Source organism: Nitrincola alkalilacustris (assembly GCF_008973755.1).
Taxonomy (GTDB): Bacteria; Pseudomonadota; Gammaproteobacteria; order Pseudomonadales; family Balneatricaceae; genus Nitrincola; species Nitrincola alkalilacustris.
The window spans coordinates 1-18,032 of record NZ_WBOM01000004.1; the positions used below are offsets into that span (position 1 = coordinate 1).

20 protein-coding genes are annotated in these 18,032 nt (G+C 53.9%); 11 read left to right on the forward strand and 9 right to left on the reverse strand.

All coding sequences use genetic code 11. The annotated features are described in order from the left end of the window. A partial coding sequence (locus F7R27_RS07925; protein WP_151703719.1) for a substrate-binding periplasmic protein occupies positions 1-706 on the forward strand: 706 nt, incomplete at its 5' end. A gap of 51 nt (positions 707-757) precedes the next feature. Here F7R27_RS07925 and rarD read toward each other — a convergent pair. Continuing rightward, complete coding sequence (gene rarD, locus F7R27_RS07930) at positions 758-1,666, reverse strand: EamA family transporter RarD (protein WP_151703720.1); 909 nt, start codon at positions 1,664-1,666, stop codon at positions 758-760. Positions 1,667-1,765: 99 nt separating this feature from the next. Between rarD and F7R27_RS07935 the strand changes: the two genes are divergently transcribed. Further along, positions 1,766-2,245 (forward strand): Lrp/AsnC family transcriptional regulator, encoded by a 480-nt coding sequence (locus F7R27_RS07935; protein ID WP_206060455.1) that lies wholly within the window; start codon positions 1,766-1,768, stop codon positions 2,243-2,245. Between the two features lie 184 nt (positions 2,246-2,429). Here the strand turns inward: F7R27_RS07935 and F7R27_RS07940 are convergent, their stop codons facing one another. Next, the gene (locus F7R27_RS07940) at positions 2,430-3,032 is read right to left on the reverse strand and encodes a peroxiredoxin (protein WP_151703721.1); all 603 of its coding nucleotides are present in this window, start codon (positions 3,030-3,032) and stop codon (positions 2,430-2,432) included. Between the two features lie 95 nt (positions 3,033-3,127). Next, positions 3,128-3,469 (reverse strand): Grx4 family monothiol glutaredoxin, encoded by a 342-nt coding sequence (gene grxD / locus F7R27_RS07945; protein WP_151703722.1) that lies wholly within the window; start codon positions 3,467-3,469, stop codon positions 3,128-3,130. Between the two features lie 331 nt (positions 3,470-3,800). On the opposite strand from grxD, the gene F7R27_RS07950 reads away from it, so the two are divergent. Next, positions 3,801-4,994, forward strand: a complete 1,194-nt coding sequence (locus F7R27_RS07950; RefSeq protein WP_151703723.1) for an aspartate aminotransferase family protein — start codon at positions 3,801-3,803, stop codon at positions 4,992-4,994. Positions 4,995-5,070: 76 nt separating this feature from the next. After that, positions 5,071-5,976 carry an ornithine carbamoyltransferase gene (argF, locus tag F7R27_RS07955; RefSeq protein ID WP_151703724.1) on the forward strand — a complete coding sequence of 302 codons (906 nt, stop codon included), beginning with the start codon at positions 5,071-5,073 and terminating at the stop codon, positions 5,974-5,976. A 70-nt stretch (positions 5,977-6,046) separates the two neighbouring features. Here the strand turns inward: argF and gap are convergent, their stop codons facing one another. Next, complete coding sequence (gap, locus tag F7R27_RS07960; RefSeq protein ID WP_151703725.1) at positions 6,047-7,057, reverse strand: type I glyceraldehyde-3-phosphate dehydrogenase; 1,011 nt, start codon at positions 7,055-7,057, stop codon at positions 6,047-6,049. 279 nt (positions 7,058-7,336) lie between these two features. On the opposite strand from gap, the gene F7R27_RS07965 reads away from it, so the two are divergent. From F7R27_RS07965 to F7R27_RS07975, 3 genes are all read left to right on the forward strand, one after another. Then, the gene (locus tag F7R27_RS07965) at positions 7,337-8,251 is read left to right on the forward strand and encodes a LysR family transcriptional regulator (protein WP_151703726.1); all 915 of its coding nucleotides are present in this window, start codon (positions 7,337-7,339) and stop codon (positions 8,249-8,251) included. A gap of 107 nt (positions 8,252-8,358) precedes the next feature. Beyond that, positions 8,359-9,708 (forward strand): class II 3-deoxy-7-phosphoheptulonate synthase, encoded by a 1,350-nt coding sequence (locus F7R27_RS07970; RefSeq protein WP_151703727.1) that lies wholly within the window; start codon positions 8,359-8,361, stop codon positions 9,706-9,708. A gap of 113 nt (positions 9,709-9,821) precedes the next feature. Continuing rightward, complete coding sequence (locus F7R27_RS07975) at positions 9,822-10,895, forward strand: DUF3549 family protein (RefSeq protein ID WP_151703728.1); 1,074 nt, start codon at positions 9,822-9,824, stop codon at positions 10,893-10,895. Here the strand turns inward: F7R27_RS07975 and F7R27_RS07980 are convergent. From F7R27_RS07980 to F7R27_RS08000, 5 genes are all read right to left on the reverse strand, one after another. Then, positions 10,878-11,693: a replication protein P gene (locus F7R27_RS07980; RefSeq protein WP_240776303.1), complete on the reverse strand. Its 816-nt coding sequence runs from the start codon at positions 11,691-11,693 to the stop codon at positions 10,878-10,880. The genes F7R27_RS07975 and F7R27_RS07980 overlap by 18 nt on opposite strands. Further along, complete coding sequence (locus F7R27_RS07985; protein ID WP_151703729.1) at positions 11,611-12,573, reverse strand: DnaT-like ssDNA-binding domain-containing protein; 963 nt, start codon at positions 12,571-12,573, stop codon at positions 11,611-11,613. Before F7R27_RS07985 ends, F7R27_RS07980 begins: the two co-directional genes overlap by 83 nt. Positions 12,574-12,620: 47 nt before the next feature. Then, positions 12,621-13,034, reverse strand: a complete 414-nt coding sequence (locus F7R27_RS07990) for a CBS domain-containing protein (protein ID WP_151703730.1) — start codon at positions 13,032-13,034, stop codon at positions 12,621-12,623. A gap of 106 nt (positions 13,035-13,140) precedes the next feature. Then, positions 13,141-13,995 carry a formyltetrahydrofolate deformylase gene (gene purU / locus F7R27_RS07995; protein ID WP_151703731.1) on the reverse strand — a complete coding sequence of 285 codons (855 nt, stop codon included), beginning with the start codon at positions 13,993-13,995 and terminating at the stop codon, positions 13,141-13,143. Between the two features lie 60 nt (positions 13,996-14,055). After that, entirely contained in the window at positions 14,056-14,406 is a 351-nt protein-coding gene (locus F7R27_RS08000; RefSeq protein ID WP_151703732.1) for a 4a-hydroxytetrahydrobiopterin dehydratase, read from the reverse strand. A gap of 177 nt (positions 14,407-14,583) precedes the next feature. On the opposite strand from F7R27_RS08000, the gene napE reads away from it, so the two are divergent. The 4 genes from napE to napA are packed head-to-tail and all read left to right on the forward strand — an operon-like array spanning position 14,584 to position 18,021. Continuing rightward, on the forward strand, positions 14,584-14,757 hold the full coding sequence (gene napE / locus F7R27_RS08005; protein ID WP_151703733.1) for a periplasmic nitrate reductase, NapE protein: 174 nt from the start codon (positions 14,584-14,586) through the stop codon (positions 14,755-14,757). Between the two features lie 15 nt (positions 14,758-14,772). Then, entirely contained in the window at positions 14,773-15,255 is a 483-nt protein-coding gene (gene napF / locus F7R27_RS08010) for a ferredoxin-type protein NapF (RefSeq protein ID WP_151703734.1), read from the forward strand. Next, positions 15,245-15,520, forward strand: a complete 276-nt coding sequence (locus F7R27_RS08015) for a chaperone NapD (RefSeq protein ID WP_168927456.1) — start codon at positions 15,245-15,247, stop codon at positions 15,518-15,520. Before napF ends, F7R27_RS08015 begins: the two co-directional genes overlap by 11 nt. After that, on the forward strand, positions 15,517-18,021 hold the full coding sequence (napA, locus tag F7R27_RS08020; protein WP_151703736.1) for a nitrate reductase catalytic subunit NapA: 2,505 nt from the start codon (positions 15,517-15,519) through the stop codon (positions 18,019-18,021). The genes F7R27_RS08015 and napA overlap by 4 nt, the downstream gene beginning before the upstream one ends. The last annotated feature ends 11 nt before the right edge of the window (positions 18,022-18,032 follow it).

Here is an 18,032-nt window from a genome sequence, read left to right on the forward strand (position 1 = left end):
TCCGCAAACCGCAGCGGGATCATCTTGGTTTGGTTGTAATCGTAGTGTTTATACCGCGCCATCCCTTGCCACCTGTGAGGTAAAGTTCTGTTACCTGATTCTAGCCTTTGTCTGTCGCGTCAGCCAAAGGCTGTGGGACTTTTCCGACAGCCTCAACGCCCGGATCAGCTATCTGCTGGAGCAGGGCAATGCGGATATTGCCACCCTGCAGGGAGTGCAGGAAACCTCAAATCAGCTGCTATATTCGCAGCCTTATATCCGCTATCAGAACGCCGTCATCACTTTGCGAGAGAATAACTACTCGATTGATGAACTGGACGACCTTTCCGGATTGAATGTCGTCGCATTTCAGGGTGCCAGCCGGGTGCTGGGAACAGAGTATGAACAATCGATCGAACAGTTTGGACGCTACACAGAAGTTACGAACCAACAATCTCAGGTCGATCTTTTACTACTAAGGCGCATCGACGCAGCCGTCATGGATATCAACATCTTCCAATACTATCGCCGCGTCGCCAATGACCACCAACCAATCAATCTGCACCTTTTATTCCCACCCAGTGACTATCGCTGCGCCTTTCGTGACCCACTACTGCAACAGCAGTTCGATCAGGCACTCAAAACCTATCAGGCCAGCACCGATTATCGGCGGTTGCAGCTTGAGTACTTCGGGGCGATCAACCAGCCTTTTGCAGAGCAGAACTGAGCCGTTAAGCGGATAAGCTAAATGAAGCTAAATGTACCTGGCCCTTTTTTATCAGGATTTACTGAGTTTCTGCTGTTTGCGCAAACTCCGCACCCCTTCAAGCACTAATACCATCACCGCCAACCAGATGGCAATATAAGTGGGCCATTCCGCTGGACTTATGGTTTCACCCAGCAAAAATGCCACCAGCAAGAGCAGCACAGGCTCGACATAGATCAGCAATCCAAACAGACTCAGGTTCAGGTGAGGTGCCGACAGCGCCTGAAAAGCCAGCGCCAGCGCACTGATCAAGCCCAAACCCAACACCAGCCACAGAAGATTCAGACTCGTGTCCAGTGCAGAGATCACCTGACCACCCTGAATAATAAAGAACAGACTCACCGGCAGACTCAACGCCATATCCAACCAGAGGCCACCGATATTGTTGGTGTCTGTTTTACGCCGCAGCCAGAAGTAGCCCGGATAGCCCAGGCACACCGCCAGAGTAGGCCAGGTAAGGGTTTGCGACAGCGCCAGTTGATTCAGAATACCCAGTACGGCAAACACACAGGCCAGTTGCTGAAAGCGTGACATACGATCATTGAAGGCGATGCGCCCGATGATCACCATGGTGATGGGCAGGATGAAATAACCGAGCGAGACCGCCAGGCCATAGCCGTTAACCGGTGCCCACATGAATAGCCACAACTGCACACCCAACAAAAATGAGGATACTAACCGGGTGGCCCAGAAATAACGCTCGCGATACAGGCGTTGATAAATGCTCACCACCTGCGGCCAGTAACCTCTGAGCAGGATAAACAACGTCAGACAGGGAAATGTCAGAAAAATACGCCAGCCATAGATCTCCTCGCCTCCCAGCGCCGTGAGCAGGGCGGTATAGGCAAACATCAACGCGAAGAACACCGAAGCAATCACATTCAATGCGACGCCAAGCGCAGTATTAGGGGCTGAGTACATATTTGATTTCTTGTGAAAGTTATCAGGAAGCCGTATTTTATTACGCAAGACTTGATAAAGGTGCCATATTTACACCACAGATATGAGAAAATTTCTCACATGAAGCCGGCTCTGCCCCTTGATAAGTTGACCCTGGATAAGTTTGATCTCGATCTGCTTGAGCGGTTACAGAAAAATTGCCAGACACCTTTGCGCGAACTGGCCGAAGCCGTGCACCTTTCAACCGCCACCGTGCAGCGCAGGATACAAAGACTCAAGGAAACCGGTTACATTCAAGCCAATGTAGCCGTGCTCGATCCCGATCGCCTTGGTCAGGTGATCACCCTTCTGGTGGAAGTACATGTCGAGAAAACCCATACCACGGAGCTGGAGCAGCTTAAGTCAAGCTTTTCCGGTCCGGAGATTCAGCAGTGCTACTATGTCACGGGTGATGCTGATTTCATGCTGGTAATCCTGGTCCCGAACATGACAGCATTTCAGGAGATCTGCGACCGACTATTCCACAACAACCCGAATGTAAAGTGGTTCAGAACCATCGTAGTGCTGGACCGGGTGAAAGCGACTTTGGATGTTGTGTAAAGCGCCTATGCAGATGCATGCGACACCCCAATGCACATGAATGTACCTGACCCTTTTCCCTTAAATGTAAATGTACCAAATGTAAATGTACCTGACCCCTTTTCTTTTCCATTTTTTCCCTCTTTTTTCAGGCATAAAAAAACCCGCCATTCAGCGTGGCGGGTTTTTTTGATTCCGAGTGCTATTACAGCTTGTCAGCAGACTCAGACAGGTACTTGGCAACACCAACAGGTGAAGCGTCCATGCCCTGGTCGCCTTTGTTCCAGCCAGCTGGGCAGACTTCGCCGTGCTCTTCATGGAACTGCAGTGCGTCAACCAGACGGATCAGTTCGTCGATGTTGCGACCCAGTGGCAGGTCGTTGACGATCTGAGCGCGTACAACGCCTTTGTTGTCGATCAGGAAGGCGCCACGGAACGCAACACCGGCATCCGCTTCAACATCATAGGCCTGGCAGATTTCGTGTTTGACGTCTGCAACCAGAGTATATTTGACTGGTCCGATACCACCCTGGTTAACAGGGGTGTTACGCCATGCGTTGTGAGTGAACTGTGAATCGATAGAGACCCCGATCACTTCCACACCACGCTCTTTGAATGCATCCATACGGTGATCCAGTGCGATCAACTCAGATGGGCAAACGAAAGTGAAATCCAGTGGGTAGAAAAACACCAGAGAATAACGACCTTCTGTTTCCTGCTTCAGGTTGAAGCTGTCAACAATGGAACCATCGCCCAGAACCGCTGCTGCAGTAAAGTCAGGTGCTTGCTTACCAACAAGTACTCCCATTTTTTCTATCTCCATTTGTTTATGAATGTCAGGTTGTAAAAATCAGAACACCCCGCCCGACACAGAGATGCCGGGCGGGGTGTTGCTTTGTCAAATCACTCTGCAGGCTTATCAGTTGCTGCCTGGACGACTGCGGCCTTGATCAGAGTTTCCAGCTCACCGCTTTCGCTCATTTCGCTGATGATGTCGCATCCGCCTACCAGTTCACCGTTTACCCAGAGTTGCGGGAAGGTTGGCCAGTTGGCGTATTTTGGCAACTCGGCACGAATATCCGGATGCTCCAGGATATTCACAAACGCAAAACGCTCGCCGCAAGCCATGATCGCTTCAGTCGCACGAGCAGAAAAACCACACTGCGGGAAGCGAGGCGTACCTTTCATGTAAAGCAGTATCGGGTTTTCGCCAATCTGCTCCTTGATAGTATCAACAACACTCATTTAAGCACCTTTCATCAGTCATGTTAGCCTCGGCTCCCGGCCGGGGAACCTCTGAAGTATACCATATCCGACAGTTTTGCTCAGGTAACTGTTTTATTCAGGCAGCAGTGGAACTCAGAGCCGGCTTATCGGTCTGGCACCGCCCTTTGACAGGCTTACCTCAGAACATCTCGAATTGATCCTGCATCATACTATGGCGGCAGAAATTCACATTTCAACCATGCCCGGTTTAATCTTATGGTTATAATTGATTAAAAACAGTCCAGACAATAGAATGTTCCTCTGTCTGGCAGCCTTGGCTGCCTTTTTGCGTTTGCAGGGAGAGTAAAACATGGCCACACAGCCACTGATGAATACTTATAACCGGCTCTCGGTCGCATTCGATCACGGTAAGGGTGTCTGGATCTATGATACGGACGGGCACAAATATCTGGATGCTCTGAGCGGTATAGCTGTCACGGGGCTAGGTCATGCTCATCCTGCCGTCACACAGGCTATCTGTGACCAGGCTGGCAAGCTGATCCACTGCTCCAACATCTACACTATTCCCCTGCAACAGAAGCTGGCTGAAAAGCTGACGAACATTTCCGGCATGGATAATGTGTTCTTCTGCAACTCCGGCGCCGAAGCCAACGAAGCCGCGATCAAGCTTGCACGCAAGCATGGACATGCCAAAGGGATAGATAAACCTGCAATCATAGTCATGGAGAACTCTTTCCACGGTCGCACTCTGGCTACCTTGAGCGCTACAGGCAACAGAGCCATTCAGGCTGGCTTTGAACCTCTGGTCAGTGGCTTTGTTCGGGCACCCTTCAATGATCTGGACGCCATTGAACAGATAGCACGTCACAACAACGACGTAGCAGCGATTCTGGTTGAGCCGATCCAGGGTGAAGGCGGCATTCACATGGCAGCTCCCGGTTATCTGGAAGCCCTGCGCAAAATCTGTGATGACAAGGGCTGGCTGCTGATGCTGGATGAAGTCCAGACAGGTAATGGTCGTACCGGGCAGTATTTTGCTTATCAGCATACATCGATCATGCCGGATGTTGTCACCACGGCTAAAGGCCTCGGCAACGGCATGCCGATCGGTGCCTGCCTGGCTAAAGGTGCTGCGGCCAGTTTGTTCGGTCCCGGCAACCATGGCTCCACCTATGGTGGCAACCCACTAGCATGTGCTGCGGCACTGGCTGTGATCGATACGATTGAAAAGGATTCGCTGCTGACCCATGCAGCTTCTCTCGGGCAGTATATTCTGGATGGCTTCCATATCGAGCTGGCCAACACCCCATATGTGCGCGAAATTCGCGGCAAAGGGCTGATGATCGGCATAGAACTGACCGAAGCCGGCACTGAGCTTGCCGTATTGGCTAAGGTGAAAGGTGTATTGCTTAACATCACAGGTGGTGGCAAGGTTATCCGTCTTCTGCCACCGCTGATCATGACGCAGGCGGAAGCCGATCTGATGATCCACACGATTTCGCAGCTGATCCGCGTGTATGCCGGCGATGAGCGCGACAGTTGATCAAGACCACCTGAAGCAGAGCAGTATTTCAAAAACCTGACTGTTGGAGTCGACAGCCAAGCTGTCGGCAGAGTTTATGACTATAAGACATTTTCTGACCCTGAAGGATCTGACACCCGATGAGCTGAGCACCCTGATCGCTCGCGCCATTGAACTCAAACAGATGCGCAATCGCGGCGAGCTCTATGAGCCGCTGAAAAACCGTGTCATGGCGATGATTTTCGAAAAAGCGTCCACCCGAACCCGCGTTTCCTTTGAGGCTGGCATGGCTCAGTTCGGTGGCCATGCCATGTTCCTCTCGTCGCGTGATACTCAGCTCGGGCGCGGCGAACCGATTGAAGATACGGCACGCGTGATCTCCAGCATGGTCGACATCGTCATGATTCGAACCTTCAGCCATGAGTCTGTCGAAACCTTTGCCAGCTACTCTCGCGTGCCGGTGATCAATGCGCTCACCGACAGCTTCCACCCCTGTCAGCTGCTGGCCGACATGCAGACCTGGCACGAAAAGCGCGGCAGTATTCAGGGCAAGACAGTTGTCTGGATCGGCGATGGCAATAACATGTGCAACTCCTACATCAATGCAGCCGAACAGTTCGACTTCAAACTGCGTGTTGCCTGCCCGAAAGGTTTTGAGCCGGATGCTGATATCGTCGCTGCCAGCAGTGGCAGGGTCACAGTGCTCGAAAGCCCACAGGAAGCTGTCACCGGCAGTGATCTGGTGGTCACGGATGTCTGGGCATCAATGGGTCAGGAGGAGGAGCAGCGTGAAAGATTACGTGCCTTTACCGGTTATCAGGTAACCCCTGAGCTGATGGACCTGGCCAACCGTGATGCACTGTTCATGCACTGCCTGCCGGCACATCGTGGCGAGGAGGTCAGCGCATCAATGATGGATGACCCTCGCTGTGTGGCGTTTGACGAAGCGGAAAACCGCCTGCATGCACAGAAGGCGCTGATCGAGTTTCTGCTCGTACCCTGATATCGCACAGCGATTCTGGGGCTGAGGGCCGAGGAATGAACCTCAGCCCTCAATCAACCTCTCACTTCACCTATTTCGCTTGCGCCAACGCGACCGCCGTATCCAGCATGCGGTTGGAAAACCCCCACTCATTGTCATACCAGCTGCACACCTTGACCAGCCTACCCATCACCCGGGTCAACGTGGAATCATAAATACTGGATGCACAGGTATGATTGAAATCGATACTCACCAGCGGCAGAGTTGAGTATTCAAGCACCCCTTTCAGCCCCCCTTCGCTGGCCTCTTTCAACAGAGCATTGACCTCTTCGACAGACGTATCCCGACTGGCAACAAAGGAAAGATCCACCATCGAAACATTAATAGTCGGCACTCTGATCGCATAGCCATCAAGCTTGCCATTCAACTCAGGCAGCACCAGCCCTACTGCTGCGGCAGCACCGGTCTTGGTCGGAATCATGCTCATGGTGGCACTGCGCGCCCGCCGGATATCCTTGTGATAAACATCGGTCAGATTCTGATCATTGGTATAGGCATGCACTGTGGTCATCAGACCACTCTCCACCCCTATACCGTCATGCAGAGGTTTGATCAGCGGCGCAAGACAGTTGGTGGTACAGCTTGCATTGGAGATGATGCGGTCACTGGCCTTCAGTATCTGATGATTGATACCGTATACAACCGTTGCATCCATCCCCTTACCACCTGGCGCAGACAGAATCACCTTACTGGCACCTGCTTCAAGATGCCTGGCAGCACCCTCACGGCTGTTGAAGCGTCCTGTGCACTCCAGCACAATATCCACCCCCAGCTCTTTCCAGGGCAGTTTTGCCGGGTCAGACTCTGCCAAAACGCGAATCGGATCACCATTCACCAGCAACCCTGTGTCAGTGGTCTCGACACTGGCCGGAAAACGGCCATGCACAGTATCGTATTGGGTCAGCAGTGCATTGATCTCGATATCCCCGAGATCATTCACCGCCACTATCTGTATATCATGCTGTTTATTGCCTTCGTAGTGAGCCCTGAGAATATTACGCCCGATTCGACCATACCCATTGATTGCCACTCTGATCGCCATGATGTTTTCCTTTTACTGCAGCAGGCAGAAACCTTTCTGCCATTTATTGATACTATTAATGCTTCAGTATAGACAAGATAACGGACCGGATTGTTCGCCCGACTCATGTTACTGATCCAGATCATACTGAATGAGCTTCAGGCTGATTCGGTTTAAATCAAAATTGACACATACTCGCGTTATCCCATTCCCCTCGCTATACTGGATTAACACTGTCACCCGAACCCCGATACACACCTGTAAGGCAACCTGTGACGCAACACATTCACCGGAGTGAGCATGGTAGAACTACGTCATCTGAAAACCTTGACCGCTCTGCGCGATGCCGGGAGTCTGGTAGAAGCCGCTGAGCGGGTTCATCTGACTCAATCAGCTCTGTCTCATCAGATCAAGGATCTGGAGGAGCGCCTGAACTGCTCACTCTTCATCCGTAAAACCAAGCCCATCTCCTTCACCAGCGCCGGACAACGGTTGCTGGCACTGGCCGATGATGTACTGCCGATGATCCGCAGCGCCGAACGGGATATCGCCAGACTTGCCGGTGGCGAAACCGGCCGGCTCAATATCTGTATCGAGTGCCATAGCTGCTTCGACTGGCTGATGCCGACCATAGATTATTTCCGCCAGAACTGGCCTGAGGTTGAGCTGGATCTGTCGACCGGCTTCAGTTTCCAGCCGCTGCCGGCGCTGATCCGGGGTGATCTGGATCTGGTGATCACATCCGATCCGGAACCCCGCTCCGGAATCATCTATGCGCCGCTGTTCAGCTATGAAGCGGTACTGGCGCTGAGCAGACATCACCGCCTGGCCCCTTGCAAATTCATTCAGCCTGAAGATCTGCAACAGGAAATTCTGATCACCTATCCGATTGATCAGTCACGTCTTGATGTCTTTACCCGCTTTCTGGACCCCGCGGGGATAGAGCCTGCTCAGGTGCGCACGGCCGAATTGACCGTCATGATCATGCAGCTGGTGGCAAGCGGTCGTGGCGTGGCGGCTCTGCCCAGCTGGGCTCTGCATGAGTATCTGGAGCGCGACTATATTGCAGCGCGTCCGCTGGGCGAGCGTGGTCTTTGGTGCACCCTTTATGCTGCCATGCGCGAAGAGCATACCAGTGCAGAATTCATGACCGACTTCATCAATACAGCCAAGGAGATCACCTTTCGCAACCTGGCAGGCATCAAATCTGCCTGAGGATGAGGTGATCAGGGAAATCCTGCCTTGTTTCTTTGCCATAAAGCCTTAAACTGTCTGCCTTTGACTATTTTTTTCACACTTTTTAAACAACGCAGACGAGTCTAATGGAACACTGGAGTTCAAGCAGCTGGAGAAGTAAACCTATCGTCCAGCAACCCGCTTATCCTGTACTGGATGAGCTGATTCAGGTTGAGCAAACCCTGAGCCAATTGCCCCCTCTGGTCTTTGCCGGTGAGATACGCTCACTGACGCAGGATCTGGCTTCGGTTGCCGCCGGAAAATCCTTTCTGCTGCAGGGTGGTGATTGCGCCGAGAGCTTTGCCGAATTTAATGCCAACAAAATTCGCAATACCTTTCAGGTGCTGCTGCAGATGGCGGTTGTCTTGACCTTTGCCGGCAGTTGCCCGGTGGTCAAGATCGGTCGTATTGCAGGTCAGTTCGCCAAGCCTCGCTCTGCCGACACCGAGACCATCGACGGCATAGAGCTGCCGAGCTACCGTGGCGATATCATCAACGACATAGCCTTTACGGCTGAATCGCGCACGCCTGATCCGAAACGCCTGCTGTCCGCTTATCATCAGTCGGCATCGACACTGAATCTGTTGCGCGCCTTTGCTACCGGTGGCCTGGCAGATCTGCACAAGGTACATCAGTGGAACCTCGGTTTTGTGCGCAAGAGCCCTCAGGGCGAGAAGTATCAGCATCTGGCACAGCAGATAGATCAGGCACTGGCGTTCATGGAGTCCTGTGGTATCAATTCGGCCAGCGCACCACAGCTGCGTGAAACGGTTCTGTATACCTCGCACGAAGCACTGTTGCTGCATTACGAACAGGCCCTGACCCGTCAGGACAGCCTGACCGGCGACTGGTACGACTGCTCGGCACATATGCTGTGGATCGGTGATCGCACACGCCAGCCGGATCATGCCCATGTCGAATTCCTGCGCGGCGTGCACAACCCGATCGGCATCAAGATCGGCCCCAGCACCAAAATCGACGATCTGCGACGCCTGCTGAGTATCCTGAATCCAGACAACAAACCTGGACGCATCACCCTGATCGCACGCATGGGTTCCGAAAAGATCACCGAGCTGCTGCCGCCGATCGTGCGTGCCGTAAAAGCAGAAGGGCACTCTGTGGTATGGAGTTCTGACCCGATGCACGGCAACATCATCAAAGCCTCCAGCGGTTATAAAACCCGCAGTGTCGATGCCATCCTGAATGAGATGAAAGGCTTCTTCGAGGTTCACCGTGCTGAGGGCACTCACGCTGGCGGCGTGCATTTCGAGATGACCGGTGAAGACGTTACCGAGTGTATCGGTGGTGCGTTCCAGATCACTGAAGATCGTCTGGGCGATCGCTATCATACGCATTGTGATCCACGCCTGAATGCCGACCAGTCTCTGGAGCTGGCATTCCTGATCGCAGACACACTGAAGAAAGCCAGAGGCTGAGTGAAGAGACGCTGAAGCCCTGACCCATCAACCGGGTCAGGTGCTGACGTTTCACCACCGATTAAGCTGATTAACTTAAGTTGATTGGCTTAAGTTTATAAATAAAGGCCAGCATGACAGATTCCTCCCCCTCACTGACCCGTTTATTGCAACACGCTGATAACCGCCTGCGCCTGTTTGATATGGGCCGAAGAGTCAGCAAACTCAGCGTGGACACCTTTGCCCGGATCGAGCAGAACGAGATCCCCTACCCCTCTCCTTTTCTGCACCACGCCTGGATCGGTTTTCTGATCTGGAATCCGGCACAGAAGGAGCAGAGCCTGATCTGGTTTCTGAAGTTTCCGCTGGATGAACAGGGTTTTCTGATTCAGGCGGCGCGTGATGATATGGTCAATCGTCTGCTGCAGAACGTACTGAGTCATCAGGGCGAGCAAGCCACAGGCGATGCGCTGAAGGATAATCCCTTCGCCTTCACCCCGGATCAGGAGAAGATGGCCACGTTTCATGCGCTGGCTACCCTTGCCACCGGCTCACCGGCTTCGCAGTACTATGAAGAGGTGCAGCAGTATATCAGCGGCCAACGGCCTGATGATTACTGGCAGAATCTGGGTTTTCAGGGAATTGCCGACTTCACGACCAGACTGGATAAGGGTGATAACGAAGCCAGCCTGTGCCGCGCGATAAGCCACTTACCGGAACAGCCACTGCAGATCATTGCACGACTGCTGGAACATGCGCAGCCGAGCCATGATCTGGGCCGCGCACTGGCCAGCCGACTTCACAGCCAGCTGACTCAGGAGCAGCCTGTGCCTGAACTGGTCGCAGCGCTGATCAGAGGGCTATCCAACTGTCGCAGCCAGAGTCTGACGCGTGAAGAGATATCGAAGGTGCTGCAACACCCCTGCTCCCGAGAACCGGAAGTGATCGCGGCGATAGGATCACGCTGTATCGAGTGCCTGCAGTATCCGGATATTCTGAAACTGTTTCTGGAACAACTGGCCAGAGGTAAAGCGGGTCAAACGGGGTTCAGCCGAATCATCACAGACCTGATGTTCAGCCCCGTGATGCGGGCACTGATCATGCAGGCGTTTCGTCATCCTGAGCGCAGTGAAGCACTGAGCCAGGCCATCGGTGAGATGTTCGGCTCAACCTTTGTTTCAACATCTGGCTCAGGTACTGCTCACTGACGCCTCATCCGGCAAGGTGATACCCAGACCAAGGCTATCGGCTTTGATCTGGCTCTGTGCGCGCAGGCGATCACGGATGCGGGTGCCGCGGGGTTTGCTCATATAATAAAGCAGACTGCAGGCCAGCTCATCTTCAAGCTCGTGATCCTTTGCAAACTGCTGAATAAAGAGCGCTGTGGTACTGTCTTCCTTGTTTTCGAGTGCAACAGGAGCCGGTGGGCGCAGATCTTCGCCATGCCGCACCCTGCGGCACATGATCTCATAATGGTAGGTGAACAGCGGGAACGTCTGCGACTCCTCCTCGGAGCGCAGCTGAAACCAGCCAGTTTCACGCCCGGCACAATACACGGCTGGATGACTCCAGCGGTGCTGTGCAGGGTGATCGGCATGCAGACAGGCCTCCTGGTAGGCGCGGCGTAAGCCCGGCAGCCCGAAGTCTCCATTCAGATCACGTATGATCGCCAGAAACTCAGAAATGGTCGGCATCCAGGCAAGGGTCTCCTTGCAGCGATTTACCGCCAACACCAGTTCCGACTCACTGAAGCCAGCCAGACTCAACGCCCATTCGCGCTTGGCAATGCGTATCTCGTTTTCGGTTTCAAAACAGCTTTTGAATTTGTGCCCGTAGATCGCCATGAAGCGGGCAAAGATCATGTTCACATGCGCTTTGGTTTCAACTGAGATATTACCCGGCCGCGACTGCTGTTCTGCCGACTCACCAGTCGGTGTCCTTGAGGTCCATGATGGCTGCAGTAACCCGTTTTCGCTTGTCGCGAGTATCTCGCTGGGTGTTTTCATTGTTGATACCTGTTGAATTGCGTTCCTGCTCATAGCGCTGTTCTCTGGCGTCGCGTGTCTGTTTCTTTACCCACTCACGCTTGACCCACGCCAGATATTTCTGATCCCAATTGCTTTCACGACGATCCTTATCCAGCCAGTAGAGAACAAACTCATCCAGACAGTCCGCTGCAAAGGCTGCAGGAATCGCATGCCGTGGCAGCAGTTCATGGAAGGCCTCAGACGGCTGCCAGCCCAGATGCATCGACTGCAGGCGCTGATTGCGCTCTTCGTGCTGTTCAAAAATGTCCTGTAACTCATCCTTCTGCCGACGCCAGCCGAGGCTACCGCCAAAGGTCGGTGCCGGTCCCTTCTGGCGCGCCAGGTTCGTCTGTCCTGAGGCCTGAGGCTGCTGCCTGGGTGGTGGTCGTTCGAATACCGGCAAGGTCTGCAAACCTGGTTCAGCAGCTTTGGCCGGCACAATCGCCTCACGGGTATGCAGTCGCTCATTCATCCGCTCCTGGCGACTCGTTTGCACCGCTTGCGTAACTGGAGCAGGGTGAGATGACTGAGTATCGGATTCGGATACAGCACGTCCAGGTTCAACAACAGGCTTCAAACGGATAGTCACAGTACCGGCCTGACCGATCTGGATCTCCATCACACCCTGCCTGGCAAGACTGTTGGCTGCATCCATCTGACGCTGTGCATCCCAGAAGTCAGCCAGAGAGCGCCACTGTGGCTGAGACAGGGTCATACTGGTCACGGAGGATTTGTCCTGAATGCCACCAATGCTGGCCTGCTCAGTCAACTGGAACAGCAGCAGTGCTTCATCACTTCCCAGTTTTCGCGCCAGCGAAGGATAGAAAAGCAATGGCTTTTCCGGTAACAGGTTAGTCATGACACGCTATATCCAGCATCACAGATAAACAGGAAAAAAAACGCAGTTCAACCATCTTTGGCAAAATCCTCAACCGCGCGCAGCACATCGGATCGACCGATCAACCCTACAAGCTTATCTCCCTTTACAACCGGCAAGCAGCGTCTGCCTCGGTCAATCAGCATTTTCGAGACAGCAATAATATCGGCATCATCCGGAACCGTATCCACATTAACCGTCATATAATCCCCTACATGCCCGCCACTCCCCATCTCCTGTTCGTGATAGGTCTGAGACAGAATCGCACGCAGGCAGTCGACCTCCGACAGCATCCCCACCAGATTGCCACTCTCATCGACAACGGGCGAACCCGAGAGTTTATATTCTCTGAGGCTTCTGATCGCACTGAACAGGTCAGTGTCTGGTTTGAAGGTAACCAATCTGGTAGCCATGTAATCCTGTGCTTTTACAGATCTGAGCATAGCGTGCTCTCCTTCCGGCTGTTTTTTTACAGTAAGTCTCTGTTAATCAGATCTCATCACCGCTGAGTTTAAATATAGACCAAGTGCCACGTCAGGCCAGCAAAGCTCATGCAAAAACAACGGTCTTGTTGCCATGCACCAGCACGCGGTCCTCCAGATGCCAGCGCAACCCTCTGGCCAGCGCGGTTTTCTCGACATCACGACCGAGTCTGACCATCTCTTCAGGTTGATCACGATGACTGACCCGTGTTACATCCTGATCGATGATCGGGCCAGCATCAAGCTCTTCAGTTACATAATGACAGGTTGCACCGATCAGTTTTACCCCCCGCTCATGGGCCTGATGATAAGGTTTGCCACCGGCAAACGATGGCAGGAAGCTGTGGTGTATGTTGATGATGCGGTGTGGATAGTGCTGACACAGATTTTGCGGCAGTATCTGCATGTAACGCGCCAGAACAATGACATCAGCCTGATGCTCGGCGATCAACCGCTCCACCTGATCAAAATGGGGTTGCTTGTCGGCAGGGTCAACCGGCACATGGAAAAAAGGAATGCCGTGCCACTCCACCATACTGCGCAGCTTGTCATGATTGGAGATCACACAGGGGATCTCACAGAAGAGTTCATCACTATGGTAACGATAGAGCAGATCTGCCAGACAATGCGCCTCACGACTGGCCATCAGCACCACCCTTTTGGGTTTGCTGGAGTCGGAAATATCCCATTCCATGCTGAAGGAGCGAGCTATCGGATCAAATGCCTCCCGCAACGCCTCCAGCGAAAAGGGAATGGACGATGCACTTATTTCCACCCGCATGAAAAAGTGGTGTGTTGAAGGGTCCGAGTGTTGATTGGCGTCGGCAATCGAACCGCCATGACTGGAGATGAAGTTACTCACCATTGAGACAATACCCACCCTATCCGGGCAGGAGAGTACTAGCCGATATCTGCGTTCCATGGTTTCAATCTGATCCAGAGGCTGACAAAGACCGGAATTCTACCAGTATGTGGGTCAGGTCTACAGCTCCGATTCAGTCAAACCGGCATAGCGCTTCTCGGTTTCTGCTGCACAGATGAAGTCGCCCTGCTGCAGACCGCCGATCTTGTGCGTATAACAAGTAACCTCTAAGCGCCCCCAGGCGGTCAACAGGTCGGGATGATGGCCAACAGACTCAGCAAAAGTTCCGATACGGTTGGTGAAATCCAGCGCCCGGACAAAATTTTTGAAGCGATAGACTCTGTGCAGCTTCAACACCTCACCCTCCTGCAGCAACTCCCATTCAGGCAACTGCTGCAGCTCATGCTCGGCCTCTTCCCGGCTCAGACGAGGTGCATCATCCCGGCACAGATTACAGGCTTGCTTATTCATAACCACCTCTGATTATCAGACATGACATTGCACATGCAAACGACTCCTCTTAGGTTCATCTTCCATTACTCAGATCAAGCATAGCAGTTGGCAAAGTTTTAACCCATGAACTAGGCTGGTTTTTAACCAATAAGAAAAGTGTGCTTTTATGCACAGAAATAAAGCCCAGGTGGATTTATGGAAGAGCCCGATACCCTCCCACAGGAAGACAGAAAGCGTCATGAGCTGCGACTTTTCCTCTTCTTGATAGTGTTTCTTTTCCCACTGCTGACGTTTGCTGCGGTCGGCGGTTACGGTTTTCTGGTCTGGATGTCGCAACTGATCATGGGCCCTCCGGGACCACCGGTTTAAGAGTGGAACAGACCCATGACGATCTCAATCAGCAGACGCCAGCTTCTCCGGGGCGGACGTATGGCCCGACCGGTCCGGCGGCCGCCCTGGACCTCAAGAGATTTCACCGACCTGTGCACAAGATGCACTGAATGCATCAGCGCCTGTCCGGAGAAGATTCTGTATCGGGGAGATGGTGGTTTTCCCGAAATCAACTTCACTGATCGCGGCTGCACGCTGTGTAACGAGTGTGCTCGCGCCTGCCCTGAATCCGTCTTTGATCTCACGCGGGCCGCGTTCAGTTGGCAGGCCGAGATCAGCGACGCCTGCCTCGCAATGCAGAATGTGCATTGTCAGATCTGTCAGGATCAGTGCGAGGCGCGCGCCATAGGTTTCAAGCCCCGGCTGCGTGCAGCGCCTGTACCGGTGATCGACACCGACGCCTGCACCGGTTGTGGCCACTGCCTGCCCGGCTGTCCGTCAAATGCCATTTCGCTGGAGGTACCGAATGAGCTCTGAGCATCATATTGCCAGCTTTGTAGCCCATGTCAGGCCTGAAACCCTCTCGGCATTTCTGAACTGGGCCCACGCACAACCCGAACTCGACATTCCGGCTCAGAGCGAGCAGGGCAAGGTCGTGCTCGTCACCGAATGCACCAGCCAGCAGGACGTGCTGGCCACAATCGACCATATCGAGCAGCAGCCGGGCGTGCTTGGCTGCACGCTGGTCTATCACGAGGTGATGGATCAGCAGGATGCGGATACAATGGAGACCTCCCTATGAAAATGACCCGCCGTCAATTTGCCAAGGCCAATGCAGGTCTTGCAGCAGCCGCTGCTGCCGGCCTGTCTGCACCGGCCGCCGCCAGCAATCTGATCACCAATATTGAACTGACCTCTCTGAACTGGAACAAGGCCCCCTGTCGCTTCTGCGGGGTGGGGTGCAGTGTGATGGTAGCCACACGTGACAATCAGATAGTTGCCACACACGGGGATGTGAAATCAGAGGTTAACCGTGGCCTGAACTGCGTCAAGGGCTACTTTCTGTCCAAGATACTCTATGGCAGGGATCGTCTGACCAAGCCCCTGCTGCGCAAGCGCAATGGCGTCTACGACAAGCAGGGTGATTTTGAAGAGGTCAGTTGGGACGAGGCGCTGGATATCATGGCTGAGAAATTCATCTCGGCGATCCAGACTCATGGCCCGGAAAGCGTCGCCATGTTCGGCTCCGGCCAGTGGACCATCTGGGAAGGCTATGCCGCCAACAAGCTGTTCAAGGCCGGCTTTCGCAGCAACAATATTGACCCTAATGCGCGCCATTGCATGGCATCGGCGGTCATGGGTTTCATGCGCAGCTTCGGCTCGGATGAGCCGATGGGGGTCTATGACGATATCGAGCATGCCGATGCCTTTGTACTCTGGGGCGCCAACATGGCCGAGATGCACCCGATCCTATGGACACGCGTCACGGATCGCCGCCTCTCCTATCCGCATACCGAAGTCGCGGTACTCTCCACCTTTGAGCACCGTTCCTTCGATCTGGCCGATCTCGGCATGGTGATGAAACCCAATGCCGATATCGTGATTCTCAATTACATCGCCAATCACATCATCCAATCGGGCAATGTGAACCAGACGTTCGTCGAGCGCCATACCAACTTTTTCAGAGGCACGGATGATATCGGCTATGGCCTGCGCCCCGAGCACCCGCTGCAGCAGGCTGCAAAGAATGCCGGCAATGCCAACAGCTGGACCGACATGACGTTTGATGAGTTTGCCGAGTTTGTCAGTGCCTACACGCTGGAACGGGCTGCGGCACAGTCAGGCGTGTCTCAGACCAGCCTGCAACGCCTGGCCGAGATTTATGCCGATCCGAACAAGAAGGTGATGTCCTTCTGGACCATGGGTGTCAATCAGCATACCCGTGGCGTCTGGGTCAACAACCTGATCTATAACCTGCACCTGCTCACCGGCAAGATCTCCACGCCCGGTAACAGCCCCTTCTCACTGACCGGTCAGCCATCGGCCTGCGGCACCGCCCGCGAAGTCGGCACCTTTGCTCACCGGCTGCCTGCCGATATGGTGGTGATGAATCCGGAGCACCGCGCCAAAGCAGAGGAGATCTGGCGCGTGCCGCCGGGTACTATCCAGGAGAAGCCCGGCTACCACACGGTTCTGCAAAGTCGCAAACTGAAGGATGGCGAGATCAAAGTGTACTGGACACAGGTCACCAACAACATCCAGGCAGGCCCCAATGTGATGCAGGAGATATTGCCCGGATGGCGCAATCCTGAAGCCTTTGTCATCGTTTCGGATATCTACCCGACCGTGTCAGCTCAGGCTGCCGATCTGATCCTGCCAGCTGCCAGCTGGGTGGAAAAGGAGGGTGCCTACGGCAATGCCGAGCGCAGAACCCAGTTCTGGCATCAATTGGTTAATGCCCCCGGTGACGCCCGCTCCGATCTCTGGCAGACAGTCGCTTTGTCACAGCGGATTCGCACCGATGATGTCTGGTCGGAAGAGTTTCTTGCCAGCGCACCCGAGTTCAGGGGCAAAACCCTGTTCGAGGTACTGTTCAAAAATGGCAATGTTGATCGTTATCCGCTGGAGGATATGCGTGAAGGCTATCCGAATCAGGAGTCTGTCGATTTCGGCTTTTATATCCAGAAAGGGATGTTCCAGGAGTATCGTGAGTTCGGCAAAGGTAAGGGCAAGGATCTGGCCGACTTCGATGTCTATCACGGTAACCGCGGCCTGCGCTGGCCTGTGGTGGATGGCCAGGAAACCCTGTGGCGCTACAAGGAGGGACTTGATCCCTATGTTGAAGCGGGCACCGATTTTCAATTCTACGGCATACCCGACAAGCGAGCGCGCATCTTCGCCGTACCGGACGAGCCCCCTGCCGAATCACCGGACGCGGAATACCCCTTCTGGCTCTGCACCGGACGCGTGCTGGAGCACTGGCATACTGGCAGCATGACACGCAGGGTCAGCGAGCTGCATAAAGCCGTGCCTGAAGCCCTGGTCTACATGCATCCGGATGATGCCGCAGCCAATGGCTGGCGACGTGGCAGCGAAATCAAGATCATCAGCCGTCGCGGAGAGATACAGGCGCGGGTGGAAACCCGTGGTCGCGTCCGTACCCCACAGGGACTGATCTATGTACCTTTCTTTGATGCCACCAAGCTGATCAACAAGGTCGTACTGGATGCAACCGATCCCATTTCACTGCAGACGGATTTCAAGAAGTGCGCCGTTCGTCTGGAACTGGTCAGCCTGGCATAAAGGAGTACTGA